Source organism: Xanthobacter agilis (assembly GCF_021730435.1).
GTDB classification, from domain to species: domain Bacteria; phylum Pseudomonadota; class Alphaproteobacteria; order Rhizobiales; family Xanthobacteraceae; genus Xanthobacter; species Xanthobacter agilis.
This window is the reverse complement of sequence record NZ_JABWGX010000003.1, coordinates 136816-154754: the sequence shown is the minus strand read 5'-3', so window position 1 is coordinate 154754 and position 17939 is coordinate 136816. Positions and strand designations below refer to the sequence as shown.

Here is a 17939-nt window from a genome sequence, read left to right as displayed (position 1 = left end):
GGATGATCTCGCCACCGCGGGTGGCGCGCCCCGCACCGTCCCGCCGATCCCTCATCCCAAGGCGCCGGCGCCCCGCACCACCGCTTCCGCGGCGATGGTGGGCACGCCTTCGGCATCGGCCAGGACAAGACCGGGCAACAGGCGCGGCGCCGTGCGCCGGCCTTTCACCGCGCGCACCAGCAAGCGCACCGCCGGCGCCTCGGGGCGCGGATGCACCGGCAGCAGCTCCGCCGCGCCGAAGCGCCCCGCCAGCGCGGCGAAAATCGCCTCCATCTCTTCCGGCCGGTGAATCAGGCACAGCACGCCACCGGGCGCGAGGCAGCGATAGGCCGTCGTGACCCACGCCAGCAACAGCTCGGCGCCGCCTATATGGGCGCGGGCGCGTCCCGCGTGGGGGGAGGTCTGGTGCGCGCCCGCGGCATTGAAGGGCGGATTCACGAGCACGAGGTCGGCCATGCCCACCGCCGGCGCCGGGGGACCCGATGGACGCGCGAGCCGCAGCACATCGGCCACCACCACCCGGCAGCGGCCGCCGAAGTGATTGTCCGCCACGTTTTCCGTGGCCAGGGCGGCAAGCGTGGGATCGATCTCCACCAGCGTCCCGGTGGCCTCGGGCACCCGCGCGAGGAAGGCAAGGCCCGCCGCCCCCACGCCGGCGCCGAGATCCACCATGGCCCGGCACCCCGCCGGCGCGAGCGCCGCCAGCAGCACCGCATCGTGCCCCACACGATGGCCGCGCGCCTGCTGCCGCAGCGTCACGCGCCCGCCAAGGATGGCGTCGGCGGTGACATCGGGGCGCGCGGGCGGGGTCACGGCGCAGCTCCGCTCACGCCGGATCATGCAGGGCGTCGGAAAAACCCGCCTCCGCCAGCAGGCGCCAGGCGCGGGGCGCCTCATCGTCCACCACCAGCAGGCGGCGGGGCAGAATGCCGATGGAGCCCTCAAGCGCGCTGATGTGCGCATCCGCGACCAAATGGCCGATGCCGGCGGCATCGAGCAGGGCCGTGACGGCGCCGAGCAGCACCAGATCGTTGGTTCGCAGCAGCTCCCGCATCCTCGCCCGCTCCCGATGCCCGGCCGGCGCTTCGGCCTGCCCGCGTCGCCAAAGCGCGTGCGCGGGCCGCCAGACCCCTTGCGCCATGCCCATGGGCATCCCTATGGTGCGCCCGAAAGATTGACAAGCGGGAGCGTTTCTTGGCCGTCGTCCTTCCGTTCGAGCCGAATGAACCGTCCATCGATGCGCTGGTGCGCCTCGTGAAGGCGGACATGGAGCGCGTGAACGCCGCCATCCTGGCCCGCACAGGCTCCGACGTGGCGATGATCCCCGAGGTGGCCAACCACCTCATCTCCTCCGGCGGCAAGCGCTTGCGGCCCATGCTGACGCTCGCCTGCGCGGCGCTGAGCGGGTACGAGGGCGACGGCCACATCAAGCTGTCCGCCTCGGTGGAATTCATGCACACCGCCACCCTTCTCCACGACGACGTGGTGGACGAGAGCGACATGCGCCGGGGCAAGCTCGCCGCCCGCAAATTGTGGGGCAACGAGGCCAGCGTGCTGGTGGGCGACTTCCTGCTCGGCCAGGCGTTCAAGATGATGGTCGAGGTCGGCTCGCTGACGTGCCTCGACATCCTCTCGAATGCCGCCAGCGTCATCGCCGAGGGCGAGGTGATGCAGCTCGCCGCCGCCAAGAACACCCAGACTTCGGAAGACGATTATCTCGCCGTCATCCGCGGCAAGACGGCGGAATTGTTCGCCGCCGCCTGCGAGGTCGGGGCCGTGCTCGGCCAGCGGCCGAAGGCGGAGCAGGCCGCCTGCCGCTCCTATGGCATGAATCTGGGCATCGCCTTCCAGCTCGTGGATGACGCCCTCGATTACGGCGGCAACCAGACGAAGCTCGGCAAGAACGTCGGCGATGATTTCCGGGAGGGCAAGATCACCCTGCCGGTGCTGCTCGCCTTCCGCCGCGGCGACGAGAGCGAGCGCGCCTTCTGGCAAAAGTGCCTGGAAAACGGCGAGGTGACCGACGCCGACCTCAAGCAGGCCATCGCCCTGCTCATGAAGCACCGGGCGCTGGCCGACACGGTGGAGCGCGCCCGCCACTACGGCGCCATGGCCAAGGACGCCCTGGCCCTGTTCCCGGCAAGTCCCGCCAAGTCCGCGCTCAAGTCGGCCCTGTCGCAGGCCGTGGATTTCTGCCTCGCCCGCGCCCACTGATACGGGTATCCGCCGCGCGGGGCGCCCCGCGGCGGGCCCGGCCCGCGTCACCCCCCGCGCGGGCCGAGCACGATCACCGCCGCGCCGGCTAGGCACAACAAGGCGCCGGCGGCATCCCAGCGGTCAGGGCGCACGCCTTCCACCAGCCACATCCAGGCCAGCGACGACACGATATAGATGCCGCCATAGGCCGCGAAGGCGCGGCCAGCGGCTTCCGAATCAACGAACGTGAGCGCCGTGGCGAACGCGCCAAGGCTCACCACCCCCGCCAGCAGCCACCAGGGCGAGCCGCCGAGCCGCAGCACATGCCAGAAGGCAAAGCAGCCTGCGATTTCGCCAAGGGCAGAAAACAGAAAGGCGGGAAGCGTCATCGGGTTCTCTCGGCCTGCGGCACCCGCTTGGCGCGGCGTCCCATGCGTTCAAGAAAGCGCACCGCCCCCGGACTCTCAACCTCATTTCGCGACGCACGCCAGCGATGCACGCCATGGGTGTCAGCGCAGAACGGTCGGCCGCACCCACCAGCCGGGCCGGGCCGCCGCCACCCGCCGGGCCAGCGCAGCCGCGTTGCGGCAGGTGTCGGTGAGCGCGAACACCGTGGCGCCGGAGCCCGACATGCGCACCAGAAGCGCCTCGGGCGCGCCGGTGAGCCGCGCCATCACCTCCTGAATGATCGGCGCCACCACCCGGGCGGGGGGCTCCAGGTCGTTGGGCAGGCCGGCGAGCACGGCGCGCAGCGCCGACGCCTCGACCGGAAGGGTGGAGGGGTGGTCGGGACCCGGCAACGGGTCGCCGGCGCGCAGGCCGAGCGTGCGGAACACGTCGGCGGTGGGCACCGCCACGCGGCAGTTCACCAGCACCGCCGGCAGCACCGGCAGGGCGATGGGCGCCGACAGCTCGTGCCCCACCCCGCGCATGACGCGCGCCCTGGGATCGAGACACACCGGGACGTCGGCCCCAGTGGCACACGCCGCCGCGTGAAGACGCGGATCGTCGCCGGCAAGGCCATTGAGGCGCGCGAGCAGCCGCAATGCCGCCGCCGCATCGGCCGACCCGCCGCCGAGCCCCGCCGCCACCGGCAGGCGCTTCACCAGGCGGAAGGCGCCAAGTCGCGCGCCGGGCAGTTCCCGCGCGAAGGCGCGGGCGGCCTTGAGCACCAGATTGTCGGTGTCCGGCCCCGCGTCGGACGCCATCGGCCCGGCCACGGCCAGGCTGAGCGGGGCGTCCGCACGCAGCGACACCACGTCGCTGGCCCCGGCGAAGGCGACGAGGCTCACCAGATCATGATATCCATCGGTCCGCCGGCCCACCACCCGCAGGGTCAGGTTGATCTTGGCCGGGGCCTTGGCGACGAGCGGCTCCATGGCGCGCGTTATGCCGCGCCGCCCGAAGGCCCGCAAGGCGCCGCCGATGTCGTGACGTCATCAACACAGGATGACGCGTGCAAACTTGCGGCGCACTGGGAAAGCGGCCATCCTCCCGCCATCTCGCCGCGCTTGTATGGCGCGTTGCAACGGCCGCACAGGCTCTTCAGGATTCTCGATCGGTGAAGATTCCCCGCCTCTCCTCCTCCGTGGCCCTGGCTGCCGGGCTTGCCGCGGTGCTGCATCTTGCCCTGCCCGTTACGGCCCGCGCGGAGGCCCCCACCGATACGGACCTCACCATCTCGGGCAGCTATCTGGCCGCCCGGTTTGCGAGTGCCGAGCGCGATTCAGATGCGGCCGTGACGTATCTGCGCAACCTCCTGCGGCTTGATCCGCGCAATGCGGAGGTGATCGAGCGCGCCTTCTTCGCCACGCTGGTGGACGGGCAGATGGACGAGGCCATGAAGCTGGCCGACCGTCTGGTGAAGGTGGATCGCACCAACCGCATCGCCCGCCTCGCGCTGGCGGTCAAAGCCATCAAGAAAAGCCAGTACCAGACCGCCCGCACCAACCTGTCGCTGTCGGTGCGCGGCCCCATCGGCGATCTCACCGCCACCTTGCTCGCCGCCTGGACCTTCTATGGTTCCGGCAACACCAAGGGCGCGGTGGAGCTGATCGACCGCCTGCAGGGGCCGGACTGGTACGCGCCGCTGAAGGCGCTGCATACGGGCCTCATCCTGGACGCCGCCGGCAACAAGAAGGAGGCCGGCAAGCGCCTCGCCGAAGCGGTGAAGCTCGACCCCGGCTCCCTGCGCACGGCGGATGCCTATGCCCGCTGGCTCTCGCGCAACGAGAATGACGCGGCCGCCATCGCCGCCCTGTCCGAATTCGAGAAGGCGATGCCGAACCACCCCCTGGTGGCCGCCGAGATGAAGGAGCTGAAGGCCGGCAAGGCCCTGCCGCCGCTGGTGACCACCGCCCAGGAAGGTTCGGCCGAGGTGCTCTACGGTCTCGGCGCCACCCTGGGCCGGCAGGGCGGGGAAGACCTCGCCCTGGTCTATCTGCAACTCGCCACCTGGCTCGATCCGGAGCACCCCTTCGCCAGCCTGGCGCTGGCGGACCTCTACGAGCAGCTCAAGCAGCCGCAAAAGGCGATCGCGCTCTATGAGACGGTGCCGGCCGGCTCGCCGCTCCGCCGCAATGCCGAGGTGCAGCTCGCCATCAATCTTGACGCCATCGACAAGCCCGATGAGGCGCGCAAGCACCTGGAAGACATCATCGCCGCCGATCCGAAGGATCTTGAGGCCATCGTCGCGCTGGGCCGCATCCAGCAGTCGCGCAAGATGTTCGCGGAGTGCGCCGCCACTTACGGCAAGGCGATCGACCTGATCACCACGCCCGGCAAGGGCAATTGGGCGCTGTTCTACTTCCGTGGCATCTGCAACGAGCGCAGCAAGAACTGGCCCGCCGCCGAGGCCGACCTGAAGAAGGCGCTGGAGCTGAACCCCGATCAACCGCAGGTTTTGAACTATCTTGGCTATTCGTGGGTGGACCAGGGCATCAACCTGGACCAGGGGCTGGATATGATCCGCAAGGCGGTATCCTTGCGCCCCGACGACGGCCCCATCGTGGACAGCCTCGGCTGGGCCTATTACCGGCTCGGCCGCTACGACGAGGCGGTGAACGAGCTGGAGCGCGCGGTCGAGCTGATGCCCCAGGATCCGGTCATCAACGATCACCTGGGCGACGCCTATTGGAAGGTGGGGCGGCGCCTGGAGGCGGGCTTCCAGTGGGCGCATGCCCGCGACCTGAAGCCCGCGCCCGAGGACCTCGCCAAGATCGTGAAAAAGATCGACAACGGCCTCGACGCGGTCGACCAGCCCGCCCCCGTGCGCAAGGCGGAAGACGACAAAAAGGGCGGCTGAGCCCCCTTCTCGGTAGTCTTCCGCGACGAAGTGACCCAGACCGCACCGGCGGAGAACCTGCGGTGCGGCGCGGGTCTTTTGGCGTGAGCCGCTCCCGGCTGGCGAATCGCCCATGAGCCGCGCGCCCGGTTGTTGGGTACGCGGCCGTTGGGTACGCGGCTCATGGGTACGCAGCTCATGGGCTGCGGCGCCACGGGCGATGGCGGTACCACCGGTCGAGAGCGGGTGGTTCACCGGCTTCTCGTACCGGCTCGCGGCTTCCCCAATCCATCCCCGTTTGCCCGCCCCCCATGCACGATGCCCCAGTGCGTGACGCCGCACCCGGCGGACCCGCGATGTGCACGCCCAGCCCACGCCCCTGCGGCATTCCAGCGGGGAGCACCACCGCGCCACGGCCCCACATACCCGGCGTAGGACAAACCCTGGCACCGACGGCGCTCCGTGCGCCACGGCTCAGACGCTCGTCGGCATTGCGCGCCGGACCCGACACCCTTGGGGGAGCGCCGCCCGGCGGATGACGAAGGTTGCGAACGCGATCGACGCGCACCGCTGCACGCCCGCCTTCTGGCGCGCCGGCAGGGCGAGCGATACCCTCCACAGCCGACGATCTCGCGACGGCGCCGGATCTCTCCGGCAAGGCTGCTCGACAAGGATGAGACCACATGGATGAATGGGCCTGGCTGGTCGTCCTGATACTGGCCTTTCCGGTGATGGCGGTGGTGGCCCTGGTCCTCACCCTCCGGCAACGTGCACGCCTGCACGCCCTCGAAGCCCGGATGGCGACCCTGGAAGCCGCGCTCGCCGGAGCGCCGGCCGCCGCGCGCATGCCGGGCGCCGAGGCGCCTCCGGCCGCCCACGCCTTGTCCGCGCGCGCGGATATCAAGGATGTCAAGGACGCCGAGGACATCGAGGAACCGGAGCCAAACCCAGGATCAATCTCTGGGCCCGCTCTCGATCCTCGCGGGCGCGCGCCGCGCCGGCCGCTGGCGGTGCTGGGCAGGCTCGGCCGCCTCCGCGCGCACCTCGGCGGCCTGGAAGAAAAGATCGGGGCGCGCTGGACCGTATGGGTCGGCGGGCTGGCCCTGGCGCTGGGCGGCGTGTTCCTGGTGCGGTTCGCGGTGGAGCAGAATCTGATCGGCCCCGCCGGGCGCATCGGCCTCGGCCTCGCCCTGGCGGCGGCCCTGCTGGCGGCGGGCGAGGCCCTGCGCCGGCTGGATCGGCGGCAGGGCCTGCCAGAGCATGCGCCGGCCGGGATGCCGCAGGTGCCGGGCCTGCTGACCGCGGTGGGCACCATGACCGCGTTTGGCAGCCTCTATGCCGCCTATGATACCTATCACCTCATCACCCCGCCCCTCGCCTTCGCCCTGCTGGGGCTGACCGCCATCGGCACGCTGCTGGCGGCGCTGCTGCATGGCCCGGCGCTGGCCGCCCTCGGCTTCGCGGGCGCCGCGGTGACACCGCGGCTCATCAGCACCGACACCCCCGACGCCTGGGGCGTGGCCCTGCTCATCATGGTGGTGGGCGCGGCGGCGCTGGCGGTGGCGCGCATTCGGCTGTGGCGCTGGTTCGCGCTGCTGGCGGTGGCCGGTACGGCCGGCTGGGGCTTCATCCTGCTTGTGTTCACCATTCCGCAGGCGGTGCCAGCGGCCGGCGCGCTGGCGCTGGCGCTGCTGGCCCTCACCGCCGTGCTGCTGACCCCCGGCCATCTGCTCGGACCGCCGGGCGGGGACCGGCCAGACCCCATGTCCACCTATGGTGCCGCCCTGGCGCTCGCCGTGGCCGCCCTCGCCGCCAGCGAAGGACAGGCCGCGCCGATGCCGTTCGCGGTATTTCTCGTCGTTGTGTTCGGCGCTCTGCTGCTCGCCTGGCGCGCGGAGGCCGCCACCTTCGCTGCCCTGGCCGCCGCCGTGGCCGCTCCGGTCATCCTCACCGCGTGGGTGTTCCCGCCGGACGCCGACAGCGCCCTCGCCCCCGCCGGGCCGATGGCCGGCATCGTGCCGGAGCCGGCGCGCCTGTCGGTGGGTGCGTTCGCCCTCTATGGCTTCGGCATGGCCCTGGTACTGGCCACGGTCGGCCTCGCCGGCGCGCGCCGGGCGCAGCGGGGCCTTGCCGGCCTCGGCTGGGCGGCAACCGCGGCCACCGGGCCGCTGCTGCTGCTGATTGCCGCCTACGGTCGCCTGACCGCCCTCGACCGAAGCCTGCCCTTTGCGGCCTTGGCCCTGGCGCTCGCCGCGCTGTTCACGGCGGCGGCGGAATGGCTAAGCCGCCTGCGCCGACCGGCGCCGGCCGCGGCGCTCGCCGCCGGCGGCGTGGTGGGCCTGGCGCTCGCCCTCGCATTCGCCTTGGAAAAGGGATGGCTCACCGTGGGCCTGGCCCTCGCCACGCTCGGCGTGGCCTGGGTATCGACCCTGCGGCCCTTGCCCGGCCTGCGCCCCCTGTCCGCCGGCCTCGGCCTGGTGGTGCTGGCGCGGGTGGGCTGGGAGCCCACCATCGCCGGGGCGGATCTGGGCACCACCCCGGTCTTCAACTGGCTGCTGTGGGGCTATGGGCTGCCCACGCTTGCGTTTGCCGGTGCGGCGCGCCTGCTGGCACCGGCGGGCGACGATTGGAGCCGCCGCACGCTGGAGAGCCTCGCCCTCGTCTTCGCCGTGCTGCTGGCGGCTCTGGAGGTGCGCCACCTCGCCCATGGCGGCGATATGGAAACCCCGGTCACGAGCCTGTTCGAGACCGGCCTGCTGGCCTCCCTCTACGGCGCCTATGCCATCGGCCTCGAACGGCTCGCGGGGGTCACGGGACGCACCTTCTACCGCCTGTTCTCCAACCTTATGGCGACGCTGGCCGCCCTGTGCGCACTGGCCGCGCTCCTCACCGAAAATCCGTTCGTGACCGGCGAAAACGTGGGCGGCCCGGTCTTCAACGATCTCCTTCTGGCCTATGGCCTGCCCGCCGGGCTCGCCTTGCTCTATGCGGCCGGACTGCCGGCGGAGCGGGTCCGGTTGCGGCTGGTGGCCGGTGGGCTCGCGCTGGTGCTGGCGCTCGCTTACGCCACGTTCGAGGTAAGCCGCCTGTTCCAGGGTCCGGTGCTCGACCCGGAACGGATCGGCGCCACCGAATGGTATGCCTATTCAGCCACCTGGCTTGCCTTTGGCATCGCCTTGCTGGGCCTCGCCCTGTGGCGCGGCTCGCGAACTCTGCGGCTGGCGTCCGCGGCCGTGATGATGGCCACGGTGCTGAAGGTGTTCGTCTCCGACATGGCGGACCTGGAAGGGGTGCTGCGCGCGCTGTCCTTCATCGGCCTCGGCATCGTGCTGGTGGCCATGGGCTGGCTTTACCAGAGGCTGCTCGCCCGCAATGGAGGACACGGGGACACCGCGTGAGCCCCACTCGCGTTTTCTTCAATGCACTGAAATAATGGCGGCGGAGCCACCATGTCCGCAAGGATGCAACGCCGATGATCGCCTGGGACGATTTCCGCCTGGTGCGGGCCATTGCGGAAACCGGGTCGCTCTCAGGCGCCGCCGAGCGTCTGGCGGTGAATCACTCGACGATTTTCCGCCGCCTCGGGGCGCTCGAGGAGCAGATCGGCGCGCGGCTGTTCGATCGCTCGCGCGCCGGCTATGTGCCCACCCCCACCGGCGAGGAGATGGTGCGACTGGCCGAGCGCATGGGCGAGGAAGTGGCCGCCGTGGAGCGGCGCATCACCGGGCAGGATCTGCGGCCCTCCGGCGAATTGCGGGTGACCACCAACGATTCCATGCTCATCCACATGCTGACCCCAGTGCTGGCCAGCTTCCGCATGGCCTATCCCGAGATCCGGCTCGAAGTGGTGGTCACCAACTCGTCGCTCAGCCTGTCGAAGCGCGATGCGGACGTCGCCATCCGCGCCAGCGACCGGCCGGGTGATGCCCTGGTGGGGCGGCGCATCGCCAGCATCGGCTGGGGCGTCTTCGCCCGTCCGGACCTCGTGCCCGGCGGCCGGCTGGAACCGGGCGACCTGCGGCGGCATGACTGGATCGGCTTTTCCGATGCCCTGAGCGGCATCAAGCCGGCAAAATGGCTGCGCGAGCGGGTGGGCGAGGAACGGCTCGTCTATCGCGTCAATTCGGTGCTGGGGCTGGCGGAAGCCGCCGCCGCCGGCATCGGGCTCACGGTGCTGCCCTGCTTCATCGGCGCCCGCACGTCAGGCCTCGCGCGCTACCTGGGGCCTGAACCGGAAATGGCCTCCGGCCTGTGGCTGGTCACCCATCCGGACATCAAGACCACTGCGCGCGTGCGCGTGTTCATGGACCATGTGGGGCGGGAACTCCACCGCCAGAAAGCCAGCATCGAGGGCGTGGACGAAACGCCGCCTGCCGCGCACGAGCCGACGGCGGTGTGAGGGCGCGCAAAACAAGAGAAGACACGCCGGCTGAGACCGAACCGCCACCAACCGGAGCGCCACCGCCTATTCGGCCGAAGCCTCCTGCGCGGCGGGGCGGGAGCGGCTGCGGCGGGACGCCACCTGCGGACGGTCCTTGCCCGTGCGCTGGAAATCGCACCACATGGTCTGCACCCCGGCGAGGGTGCCGCGGAAGCTCGCCGGCCCGGTCTTCAGCACATCGAAGCAGGGCTCGAAGCTCATGCCCTTCACCGCGCCGCAGACGGCGCCGCCCTGCACGCGCAGGGTGTTCGGCGGCAGGCGGACAAAGCGGGCGGGCGCCTCGCGCAGCGAGATGATGCCCGCCACCGACCCGTCGGCATACACGCGCCCGGAGCCCTTGGAGCCCTCGAAGCAGGTGAAGGAGAAATCACGCCCGACCACAAAGGCCCGCGCCTGCTCGGCGCTGAGCTGCTCCTCGGCCCGGGCTGCGGCCGTCAGTGCCGGCCCCGTCACGATGGTGGCGAAGCCGACAGCCGCGAAAAGTGTGCTGCGCATGGCTGGATCGCGAAATGCCTGTCTATTGGCTTTCCAGTTGCTCAGACCCACCCCCGCGCTGTCAAGAGACGGCTCCGCCCCAAGGCCCGGAAAACGCGGCCACCGCGCCTTTTCCGCCCCACTGTGCCCGCCGAACCGCACCGGCGTTAAGTTTGCGTTCACACAACGGCCGCCACCGGCGACCGCGCCGGCTCCTCCCGGATCGGCAGATTGATGGCGGCCGAGGCGAAGGAGAGGGCCACAGCCAGCCACCACACCAGATCGTAGGAGCCGACCGCCTCATAGATCTCGCCGCCCAGATAGACGCCAATGAAGCCGCCCACCTGGTGCGAGAAGAAAGCGAAGCCGTAGAGCATGGCCATGTAGCGGGTGCCGAACATCAGCATCACCAGGCTCGAGGTGGGTGGCACCGTGGACAGCCACAAAAGCCCGATCACCGCCCCGAACACATAGCAGCTCAAGGGCGTGACCGGCAGCAGGATGAACACGGCGATGGCCACCCCCCGCCCGGCGTAGATCCAGGCCAGCAGCCACTTGCGCGACACGCGCCCGGTCAGGTAGCCGGCGCCGATGGAGCCGGCCATGTTGAACAGGCCGATCAGGGCAAGGGTCACCGCCCCGACCGACAGGCTCATGCCGCGATCCACCAGGAAGGCCGGCATGTGCACGGTCACGAAGGCGAGCTGGAAGCCGCAGGTGAAGAAGCCCAGCACCAGCATCACATAGCTCGGATGCCGGAATGCCTCGGACAGCGCCGCGCCCACACTCTGCTGCGGCGCCGCCGGGCCGCTCGCCGGTGCGGCGCCACGGGTGGCCAGCGCCAGGGAGAACGGCATCACCAGCAGCAGCGAAGCGCCGAAGACGATCAGCGTATCCTGCCATCCCACGCTCTGCAGCAGGCCGGTGGTCAGCGGCGGAAACAGGAACTGGCCGAACGAGCCGGCCGCGGTGGCCGCGCCGAAGCCCAGCGCCTTCAGCCGGTCGGGCAACAGCTTGCCGAACGCCGCCAGCACCAGGTTGAACGAGGCCGCCGAAAGCCCGAACCCCACCAGCACGCCGGCGGTCAGCTGCAGCGCGGTCGGCGTGCCGGAATAGGCCATCAGCACCAGTCCGGCGGCGTAGATCAGCGCCCCCGCCCACATCACGCGCACGGTGCCGAAGCGGTCGGCGATCGCCCCCGCGAACGGCGAGCCGAGGCCCCACAGGAGGTTCTGGATGGCCACCGCAAGGCCGAACACGTCCCGGCCCCAGCCGAACTCCCGCGACATGGGCACCAGGAACAGCCCGAACACCGAACGCGGCCCGAAGGTGAGCATGGCGATGGCGCAGCCGGCGACGACAATGAGAAGCGCAGGAAGGTGACGCCCAGGAGCCGAAGCCGGGGACGCGGGCGGGGGTGAAGCAGTCATGAGCCGTTCTCTTTGCGCGCCCCGATGAGGGGTCACGCTTCACGGTCATGGTAATGCCCGCCGCCGGGCTCTGAAAAATCAATAATAGAAAAGCCATCCATGAGATTGCTTCATGGATGGTCGCGGCGATACAGTGTCATCGTGGAGATCGCGCCGACCGCCCACCAGCGCGGCCGGCGGGGCTGGGGAGGCGGCGCGCGGGACGCGAGCCGCCTCGGGTACGGATCAACCGCGGTTCGGCCGCTCTCCCCGCGGCGGACGGGACATGCCGAAAAAGCCGCCCAAGCCCTTGCGCGCGGTCGTTTCGAAATACTTCTTCTGGGCCGCGTCAAAGCTCTGGTAGAGCGGATCGAGGGTATCCGCCACCTGGCGCAGTTCGCCGGCCATGGCGGTCATGCGATCGGAAGCCTCGCGCACGCGCGTCACCATGTCCGGACGCGCCGGGCGCTGGCCGGACTGGCGGGCCTCCTGCCGCATGGTGCGGAGTTCCGCCATGCGGGCCGTGCGATCGTTGGCCACGTTGCGCAACGCAGTCTCGAACGCCGGCCAGAGCTTCTCCTGGTCGGGGGTCAGCTTCAGCCCGCCCTTGAGTTCGGCGAGGTGGGCCTCGAAAGCGGCCGCCTGCTTGGCGGGCATGCCCTGCGGGGCAGCAGGAGCGGTAGCGGCCGGCGCGGATTGAGGGGCCGCCTGCGGCGCTGCGGACTGCGCGCTCTGGGGCGGGGTGGCATCGGCAGGACCGGCGGCATGGGCGATCGCCGATCCGGCAATGAGCGCGGCGGTGGCGGCGGCAATAACGGCTTTTTTCATCGTGATCCTCCTTAAAGGACGGCCGCACAATGGCCCGGCGACACCTGCGCCTCAACTTAAAGTTCCGTAATCATTCCTTTGTCGGAGACGCTTGGAGACACAGGGGAATTTAGCCGGCGGCCGGTGCCTGACCCAGGTGCCTGACCCAGGTGCCTGCCCCAGCTGCCTCACAGTTCCCAAGCCAAACCGCGCGGCCCCGAGAGAGGCCCCGTCCGCGCCGGTCGAAGACCCCGATCGGCGTCAGCCCGCGGCCGGGCGCGGCCACAGCAGCTGCGCCTCGCCCGCGTCGACACTGCGTCGGCCAGGCGCAAAGCCGCGCCGCTCCATCTCGCAGCGCCACGCGCCGGGATGGCCGGAAATCCGGTAGAGCGCATAGGCGCCCGCGCCCCGGTCGTCGTCCGGCCCCGCCGATGCGGAGGGCACGCCCACCACCGGGATGGAGCCACCGCCCGCGATCTCGATCTGGCCCAGAGCCGCGCGGTGGTCATGGCCATGCATCACCAGCTCTGCCCCGGCCTCGGCCAGCACCGCGCGGACCGCCGCCGCATCCTTGAGATCGCGGTGGAACGGTCGCGATCCCACCGGCGGATGATGGATCATCACCGCGCGAAACAGCCCCTCGGTCTTCAATTCCGCCAGCACCGCCCGGAGCCGGCCAAGCTGGCCCTTGCCCGCCTCCCCGCTCGCCAGGAACACCGCCGTCGGCACCGCCGTGGATACGCCCACCACCGCCACCGGCCCCCGGCGCCGCACATAGGGGAAGGCATCCACATCCACCGGCGTGTGAGGATGGGTGTCGTCGCCGGACAGGAACGGCGCCCAATGCTCCAGGTGGTAGTGCATGGCGGAGCGCACATAAGCGTCGTGATTGCCGGGCACCACGCTCACCCGATCGGGCGCGCCGAGGGAGGTCAGGAAGGTGGCGCCGGTGTCGAACTCCGCCGGCAGGCTCACATTCACGAGGTCGCCGGTGACGCAGATGTGGTCCGGGGCCTGCACCAGCAAATCGTCCATCAGCGGCCCGAGGGTGGAGGCGCCGAAGTTGCGCCGCCGCGCGCCGATCCAATTCATCATGCCGAAGAATCGCTTGCCCAGGAGCTCGGAGAGTTGAGCTTCCGGGATCGGACCAAGATGCGGATCGGACAAATGCGCGAGCGTGAACATGGCGGCGAGGAAACCCCCTGGACAATTCCCGCGGCAAGCGTGCACCGGCTTTCCGTCCGGAATTGCGACACAACGAAGAGCGCGCGCAAATTCCACCATCAGGGCACACGCGCGCCGGCGCGCGCCGCAGGCCTCCCCTCCTTTAGAGCATCCCGTGTGCGGCGCAACCGCGACCGCCGCCCGCGCCGCGCCCGCGACGTTGGCGAACCCGCTCCACCGCGCGAAATTCTGGTGCAATGCGGCGCGGCGCGGTATCTCTTCCCCCTGCCCTTCGGGCGCTCCCCCAGCGCCGATCAGGAGCCATTCTGTCCGTGCGTGCCTTCCGCTGCCTCCCCCTTGCCGCCCTCGCCCTTGCGATTCCCGTCGCCTTGCCCGCGCGGGCGCAGGCCGCCCAGGTTTCCGTGCGTGGCACGGACATTCTGGTGGACGGGCGCCCCTTCATCCCCAACGGCGCCAGCGGCGAGACCCGGCTGCCGGAGCTGAAGGCCCTCGGCGCCAATGTGGTGCGCACCTATGGCCAGGAGCCCGGCGAGATCCTGGATGCCGCCCAGCGCGCCGGACTGAAGGTGATCGTCGGCTTCTGGATGGGCCATCCCCGCCTCGGCTTCGACTATCGCAATCGGCAGGCGGTGGAGGCCCAGCTCGACGGCCTGCGCCACATGGTGGAACGCTACCGCAACCATCCGGCCCTGCTCATGTGGGGGGTCGGCAACGAGGTCGAGGTGGAGCTGCCGCCGGCGGAGGCCCAGGCGGTGGTCTGGCCCGCCATCGAGGAGGCCGCGCGCCTCGTGAAGACCCTCGATCCCAGCCACCCCACCCTCGCCGTGGTGGCCGAGGTGGGGACCGACAAGGCCCGGCATGTGAAGGAGCTGGCGCCTTCCATCGACGTGCTCGGCATCAACGGATATGGCGACGGCCTTCTGACCTCCGTCACCCGCGCCCGCATGCAGGGCTGGACCGGCCCGGTAGTGCTCACCGAGATGGGCGCACAGGGGCATTGGGAGGCCCCCAGGACCACCTGGGGCGCCCGCTTCGAGCCCACCTCGTCCCAGAAGGCGGACCTGATGCGGCGCTACCTATCCACCGCGAGCCACTCCGGTATCGGAACCATCGTCTTCCTATGGGGCCAGAAGCAGGAGGTGACGCCCACATGGTATTCGCTGCTGCTGCCCACCGGCGAATGGACCGAGACCGTAGAGGTCATGGCCGACCAATGGGACGGCAGTCCGCCCGGCGGCGACAACCACGCCCCGCGCATCCTCTCGCTGCGCCTCGATGGCCCCTCCGTGCTCACCCGCACGGGGACGACCCTCGCCCGGGTGGCCGCCACCGATCCCGACGGCGACCCGCTGAAGGTGGAGTGGCAAGTGATGGCCGAAAGCACCGCCCCGAGCTTCGGCGGCGACCGGGAACCGGTGCCGCCGAGCTTCCCGGACGCCGTGCGCGACACCCAGGCCAACGCCGCGCGCATCGGCCCCCTGCCGCCGGGCGCCTACCGGGTGTTCGTGACCGTGCGGGACGGCCGCGGCGCGGTGGCCACCGGCAACCTGCCGATCTATGTGCGATAGCCGGGAGCCCACATGCCGCCCCTCAGGCCCAGCCCGCGCGGCCCCTGGGCACCGCGCCGAAGCCGCTCAAAGGCGGGGCCGACGGCCTGAGACCAAAAACCCCGAGCCGCGGCGGCGCCCGAGCCTCAGGATCTCACCCCCGGACACGCGGCGCATCCTTTTCTGAAGCCCTTTTCATTCTTGAATTTTTGTGGAGAGCTTTGATGGCCAAGATCGACAGGCTGCTGGTGGGCGAGGCGCTGGTGGGCGACGGCAACGAGGTGGCCCATATCGACCTCATCATGGGGCCGCGCGGCTCGTCCGCCGAATACGCCTTCGTGACCGCCCTCACCAACAACAAGGACGGCTTCACCACCCTGCTCGCCGTGGTGGAGCCGAACCTGCTGGCCAAGCCCAACACGGTGCTGTTCAACAAGGTGACCATCAAGGACGCGCGCCAGGCGGTGCAAATGTTCGGCCCGGCACAATATGCGGTGGCCACGGCCGTCACCGACAGCGTGGCCGACGGCACCATCCCGATCGCGGAGGCGGATGACATCTTCATCTGCGTGGGCGTGTTCATCCATTGGGATGCATCCGACGACGCCAAGATCCAGAGTTTCAATTACGAGGCCACCCGCGAGGCCATCCGGCGCGCGGTGACCGGCACCCCCCGACCTGCCGATGCCATCGCGCAGGCGCATGATGCCCAGCATCCCTTCGCCGCGCCATAGGCTTCCGCCGGAACGATCGCGCGAGGGCGGCGCGCCAAGAGCCCCCGCAGAAAGAGCCCCCGCAGCAGCAGCCCCCGTCGCCCTCACACCGGCGTGCGCACGTCGCGGGGCACCTCGTCGAGCCGGCCGGTGGGAGCCAGATAGGTGATGAGCTGCACCGCCCGGTCGCCGGGACCGGCAAGCTTGGCGATGATGCCGCGCAGCGCCTTGAACTCCTGAGCGGACAAGGGCTCGAACAGGGAATCGTTGGCCGGCACCTGCACCACCACCAGCTCGGTCAGGCGCCGCTCGGCCTCCGGCGTCACGGTCAGCACCACGCGGCGGCGATCCTCCGGATTGACCGCCTTGGTTACGAGCCCCGCCGCCACCAGCTTGTTCACCTCCAGCGTGATGAAGGCGCCCGACAGGTGCAGGTGTTCCGCCACCTGGTTCACCCCGAGATCGGGGATGACCGCGCTCAGCCGGGCGATGGAGGTCAGGATCGTGTACTGGGTGCCGGAAAGGCCGATCAACCCGCCAAGCCGCTGCCGCACCTCCTCGATCACCGCCGAGAACGCCAGCATGTCATGCAGCAGGTCGCGAAACGCAATGTCGGTTCCGTCCATGAGGAGGGCCGGCCGCGAGACGGTGAGCGGGAGCGGCTTTCGCCCCTTGGCTGGCTTCAGCGACATGACACCGCACTCCCCTCGCGTCCGCGCCAACCCCGCAGCGCTGGCACGATACGTTTCCCGTGTGGATATTAGCTTTAGGTAATAGCTATCTGATACCGGCGTTTTGATTGATATAACATCAACCTAAGGGTGGCCGCCATTGAACTTTGCGGGGCATGCCGCTGCGTACAACGCAGAGCCGGAACGTCACCGGCGGTCTTCCGCTAAGGCATTCTCAGGCCCCCGTAGGTGTTCCAAGGGGTTGCCACCAGCCATCCGCAATCGACCGGCAGGTTCACCCCGGTGATGGCGGAAGCGCCAGCGCCGGCCAGAAACGCCACCGCCCGCGCCACCTCCTCCGGCTCCACGAGACGTTGCAGCGCCGCATTCGCCGCCAGCGCGGACACGTCGCGCTCGCCACGGGCGACGGCCTGCCGCAGCGCCGGCGTCAGCGTATAGCCGGGCGAGACCGCGTTCACGCGCACACCGGCCGGGCCCCATTCGGCGGCCAGGCACTCGGTCATGGCGATAACGGCGGCCTTGGCGGGTCCGTAGGCATGCAACGGCACCGCGCGCAATCCGGTGATGGATGCGATGTTCACGATGGCGCCGCGCCGCCGCTCCAGCATGGCGCGCGCGAACGCGAGCGAAGCCACATAAGTCCCGCGCTGATCGATGCGAATCACGTCATCCCATCGGGATAGCGGCAAATCATGGGGCCGCTCGGGAGGCTGCAACACGCCGGCGCTGTTCACCAGCACCGCCACCGGGCCGAAGTCCGCCTCGATCGCCGCGGCACAGGCGGCAAGCCCGTCCGCATCGCCGACATCGGCAGCGAAGGCACGCCCGCCGACCTCGCCCGCCAGCTGCTCCGCCGCATCCAGCGACAGGTCCAGCACGGCGACCCGCGCCCCCTCTTGCGCAAAGCGCCGCACGCAGGCCGCGCCGATGCCGCTGGCCCCTCCTGTCACCACGACCACCGGACGATCATCACTCCCCGACACGGACATCTTGTTGCCTCCGACTTTTGTCGCAAGCGAATGGATCCGCTCGAGGATCCCTGTCAACGGGGAAAATGGTAACAAAAAACCGCCCTGGTCGCGCCAGAGGCGGGATTGCCGCGCCACCCGGAACATCGGGCAAGAAGCGATGGGCTAAGGGCAGCGGGCTAAGGGCGTAACCACCACGCGCACGCCATCCATGCCGAAGCGTG

The 17939-nt window shown here is 70.2% G+C and carries 16 protein-coding genes; 6 read left to right on the top strand and 10 right to left on the bottom strand.

The features are described from left to right. Positions 1-51 precede the first annotated feature (51 nt). Positions 52-813 carry a tRNA1(Val) (adenine(37)-N6)-methyltransferase gene (locus tag HUW53_RS03070; protein ID WP_237344268.1) on the bottom strand — a complete coding sequence of 254 codons (762 nt, stop codon included), beginning with the start codon at positions 811-813 and terminating at the stop codon, positions 52-54. A gap of 13 nt (positions 814-826) precedes the next feature. After that, a complete protein-coding gene (locus HUW53_RS03065) occupies positions 827-1054 on the bottom strand; it encodes a putative signal transducing protein (protein ID WP_237344267.1) in 228 nt (75 codons plus the stop codon). Between the two features lie 140 nt (positions 1055-1194). Between HUW53_RS03065 and HUW53_RS03060 the strand changes: the two genes are divergently transcribed. Next, positions 1195-2214 (top strand): polyprenyl synthetase family protein, encoded by a 1020-nt coding sequence (locus HUW53_RS03060; protein WP_237344266.1) that lies wholly within the window; start codon positions 1195-1197, stop codon positions 2212-2214. Between the two features lie 47 nt (positions 2215-2261). On the opposite strand, the gene HUW53_RS03055 is transcribed toward HUW53_RS03060, so the two are convergent. Next, positions 2262-2585 carry a YnfA family protein gene (locus HUW53_RS03055; protein ID WP_237344265.1) on the bottom strand — a complete coding sequence of 108 codons (324 nt, stop codon included), beginning with the start codon at positions 2583-2585 and terminating at the stop codon, positions 2262-2264. A gap of 120 nt (positions 2586-2705) precedes the next feature. Next, complete coding sequence (locus HUW53_RS03050; protein ID WP_237344264.1) at positions 2706-3575, bottom strand: 4-(cytidine 5'-diphospho)-2-C-methyl-D-erythritol kinase; 870 nt, start codon at positions 3573-3575, stop codon at positions 2706-2708. 182 nt (positions 3576-3757) lie between these two features. On the opposite strand from HUW53_RS03050, the gene HUW53_RS03045 reads away from it, so the two are divergent. The 3 genes from HUW53_RS03045 (at position 3758) to HUW53_RS03035 (ending at position 9878) form a co-directional block, all read left to right on the top strand. Then, complete coding sequence (locus HUW53_RS03045) at positions 3758-5500, top strand: tetratricopeptide repeat protein (RefSeq protein ID WP_307499562.1); 1743 nt, start codon at positions 3758-3760, stop codon at positions 5498-5500. Positions 5501-6162: 662 nt separating this feature from the next. Then, positions 6163-8877, top strand: coding sequence for a DUF2339 domain-containing protein (locus HUW53_RS03040; protein ID WP_237344263.1), 2715 nt, complete (start codon positions 6163-6165; stop codon positions 8875-8877). A 74-nt stretch (positions 8878-8951) separates the two neighbouring features. Then, positions 8952-9878, top strand: a complete 927-nt coding sequence (locus tag HUW53_RS03035) for a LysR family transcriptional regulator (protein WP_237344262.1) — start codon at positions 8952-8954, stop codon at positions 9876-9878. Between the two features lie 66 nt (positions 9879-9944). Here the strand turns inward: HUW53_RS03035 and HUW53_RS03030 are convergent, their stop codons facing one another. From HUW53_RS03030 to HUW53_RS03015, 4 genes are all read right to left on the bottom strand, one after another. Then, positions 9945-10415 carry a hypothetical protein gene (locus HUW53_RS03030; RefSeq protein ID WP_237344261.1) on the bottom strand — a complete coding sequence of 157 codons (471 nt, stop codon included), beginning with the start codon at positions 10413-10415 and terminating at the stop codon, positions 9945-9947. A 158-nt stretch (positions 10416-10573) separates the two neighbouring features. Beyond that, a complete protein-coding gene (locus HUW53_RS03025; protein WP_237344260.1) occupies positions 10574-11824 on the bottom strand; it encodes an MFS transporter in 1251 nt (416 codons plus the stop codon). A 225-nt stretch (positions 11825-12049) separates the two neighbouring features. After that, entirely contained in the window at positions 12050-12631 is a 582-nt protein-coding gene (locus tag HUW53_RS03020; RefSeq protein ID WP_237344259.1) for a Spy/CpxP family protein refolding chaperone, read from the bottom strand. A 240-nt stretch (positions 12632-12871) separates the two neighbouring features. Beyond that, positions 12872-13795 carry a metallophosphoesterase family protein gene (locus HUW53_RS03015; protein ID WP_237344258.1) on the bottom strand — a complete coding sequence of 308 codons (924 nt, stop codon included), beginning with the start codon at positions 13793-13795 and terminating at the stop codon, positions 12872-12874. 311 nt (positions 13796-14106) lie between these two features. Between HUW53_RS03015 and HUW53_RS03010 the strand changes: the two genes are divergently transcribed. Together HUW53_RS03010 and fae are read left to right on the top strand one after the other, a co-directional pair. Next, positions 14107-15363 carry a glycoside hydrolase family 2 TIM barrel-domain containing protein gene (locus HUW53_RS03010; RefSeq protein WP_237344257.1) on the top strand — a complete coding sequence of 419 codons (1257 nt, stop codon included), beginning with the start codon at positions 14107-14109 and terminating at the stop codon, positions 15361-15363. A gap of 203 nt (positions 15364-15566) precedes the next feature. Continuing rightward, positions 15567-16076, top strand: a complete 510-nt coding sequence (fae, locus tag HUW53_RS03005; RefSeq protein WP_237344256.1) for a formaldehyde-activating enzyme — start codon at positions 15567-15569, stop codon at positions 16074-16076. An 83-nt stretch (positions 16077-16159) separates the two neighbouring features. Here fae and HUW53_RS03000 read toward each other — a convergent pair whose 3' ends face one another. Continuing rightward, positions 16160-16747, bottom strand: a complete 588-nt coding sequence (locus HUW53_RS03000; protein ID WP_237344255.1) for a MarR family winged helix-turn-helix transcriptional regulator — start codon at positions 16745-16747, stop codon at positions 16160-16162. A 203-nt stretch (positions 16748-16950) separates the two neighbouring features. Continuing rightward, on the bottom strand, positions 16951-17730 hold the full coding sequence (locus HUW53_RS02995; protein WP_237344254.1) for an SDR family NAD(P)-dependent oxidoreductase: 780 nt from the start codon (positions 17728-17730) through the stop codon (positions 16951-16953). Positions 17731-17939 lie beyond the last annotated feature (209 nt).

What these genes read in the sequence shown, in the direction of transcription:
- HUW53_RS03065 (WP_237344267.1), bottom strand. Translation starts at nt 1,054, where the DNA reads ATGCGGGAGCTGCTGCGAACCAACGATCTGGTGCTGCTCGGCGCCGTC.
- HUW53_RS03055 (WP_237344265.1), bottom strand. Translation starts at nt 2,585, where the DNA reads ATGACGCTTCCCGCCTTTCTGTTTTCTGCCCTTGGCGAAATCGCAGGC.
- HUW53_RS03050 (WP_237344264.1), bottom strand. Translation starts at nt 3,575, where the DNA reads ATGGAGCCGCTCGTCGCCAAGGCCCCGGCCAAGATCAACCTGACCCTG.
- HUW53_RS03040 (WP_237344263.1), top strand. Translation starts at nt 6,163, where the DNA reads ATGGATGAATGGGCCTGGCTGGTCGTCCTGATACTGGCCTTTCCGGTG.
- HUW53_RS03035 (WP_237344262.1), top strand. Translation starts at nt 8,952, where the DNA reads ATGATCGCCTGGGACGATTTCCGCCTGGTGCGGGCCATTGCGGAAACC.
- HUW53_RS03030 (WP_237344261.1), bottom strand. Translation starts at nt 10,415, where the DNA reads ATGCGCAGCACACTTTTCGCGGCTGTCGGCTTCGCCACCATCGTGACG.
- HUW53_RS03025 (WP_237344260.1), bottom strand. Translation starts at nt 11,824, where the DNA reads ATGACTGCTTCACCCCCGCCCGCGTCCCCGGCTTCGGCTCCTGGGCGT.
- HUW53_RS03020 (WP_237344259.1), bottom strand. Translation starts at nt 12,631, where the DNA reads ATGAAAAAAGCCGTTATTGCCGCCGCCACCGCCGCGCTCATTGCCGGA.
- HUW53_RS03015 (WP_237344258.1), bottom strand. Translation starts at nt 13,795, where the DNA reads ATGTTCACGCTCGCGCATTTGTCCGATCCGCATCTTGGTCCGATCCCG.
- fae (WP_237344256.1), top strand. Translation starts at nt 15,567, where the DNA reads ATGGCCAAGATCGACAGGCTGCTGGTGGGCGAGGCGCTGGTGGGCGAC.
- HUW53_RS03000 (WP_237344255.1), bottom strand. Translation starts at nt 16,747, where the DNA reads ATGTCGCTGAAGCCAGCCAAGGGGCGAAAGCCGCTCCCGCTCACCGTC.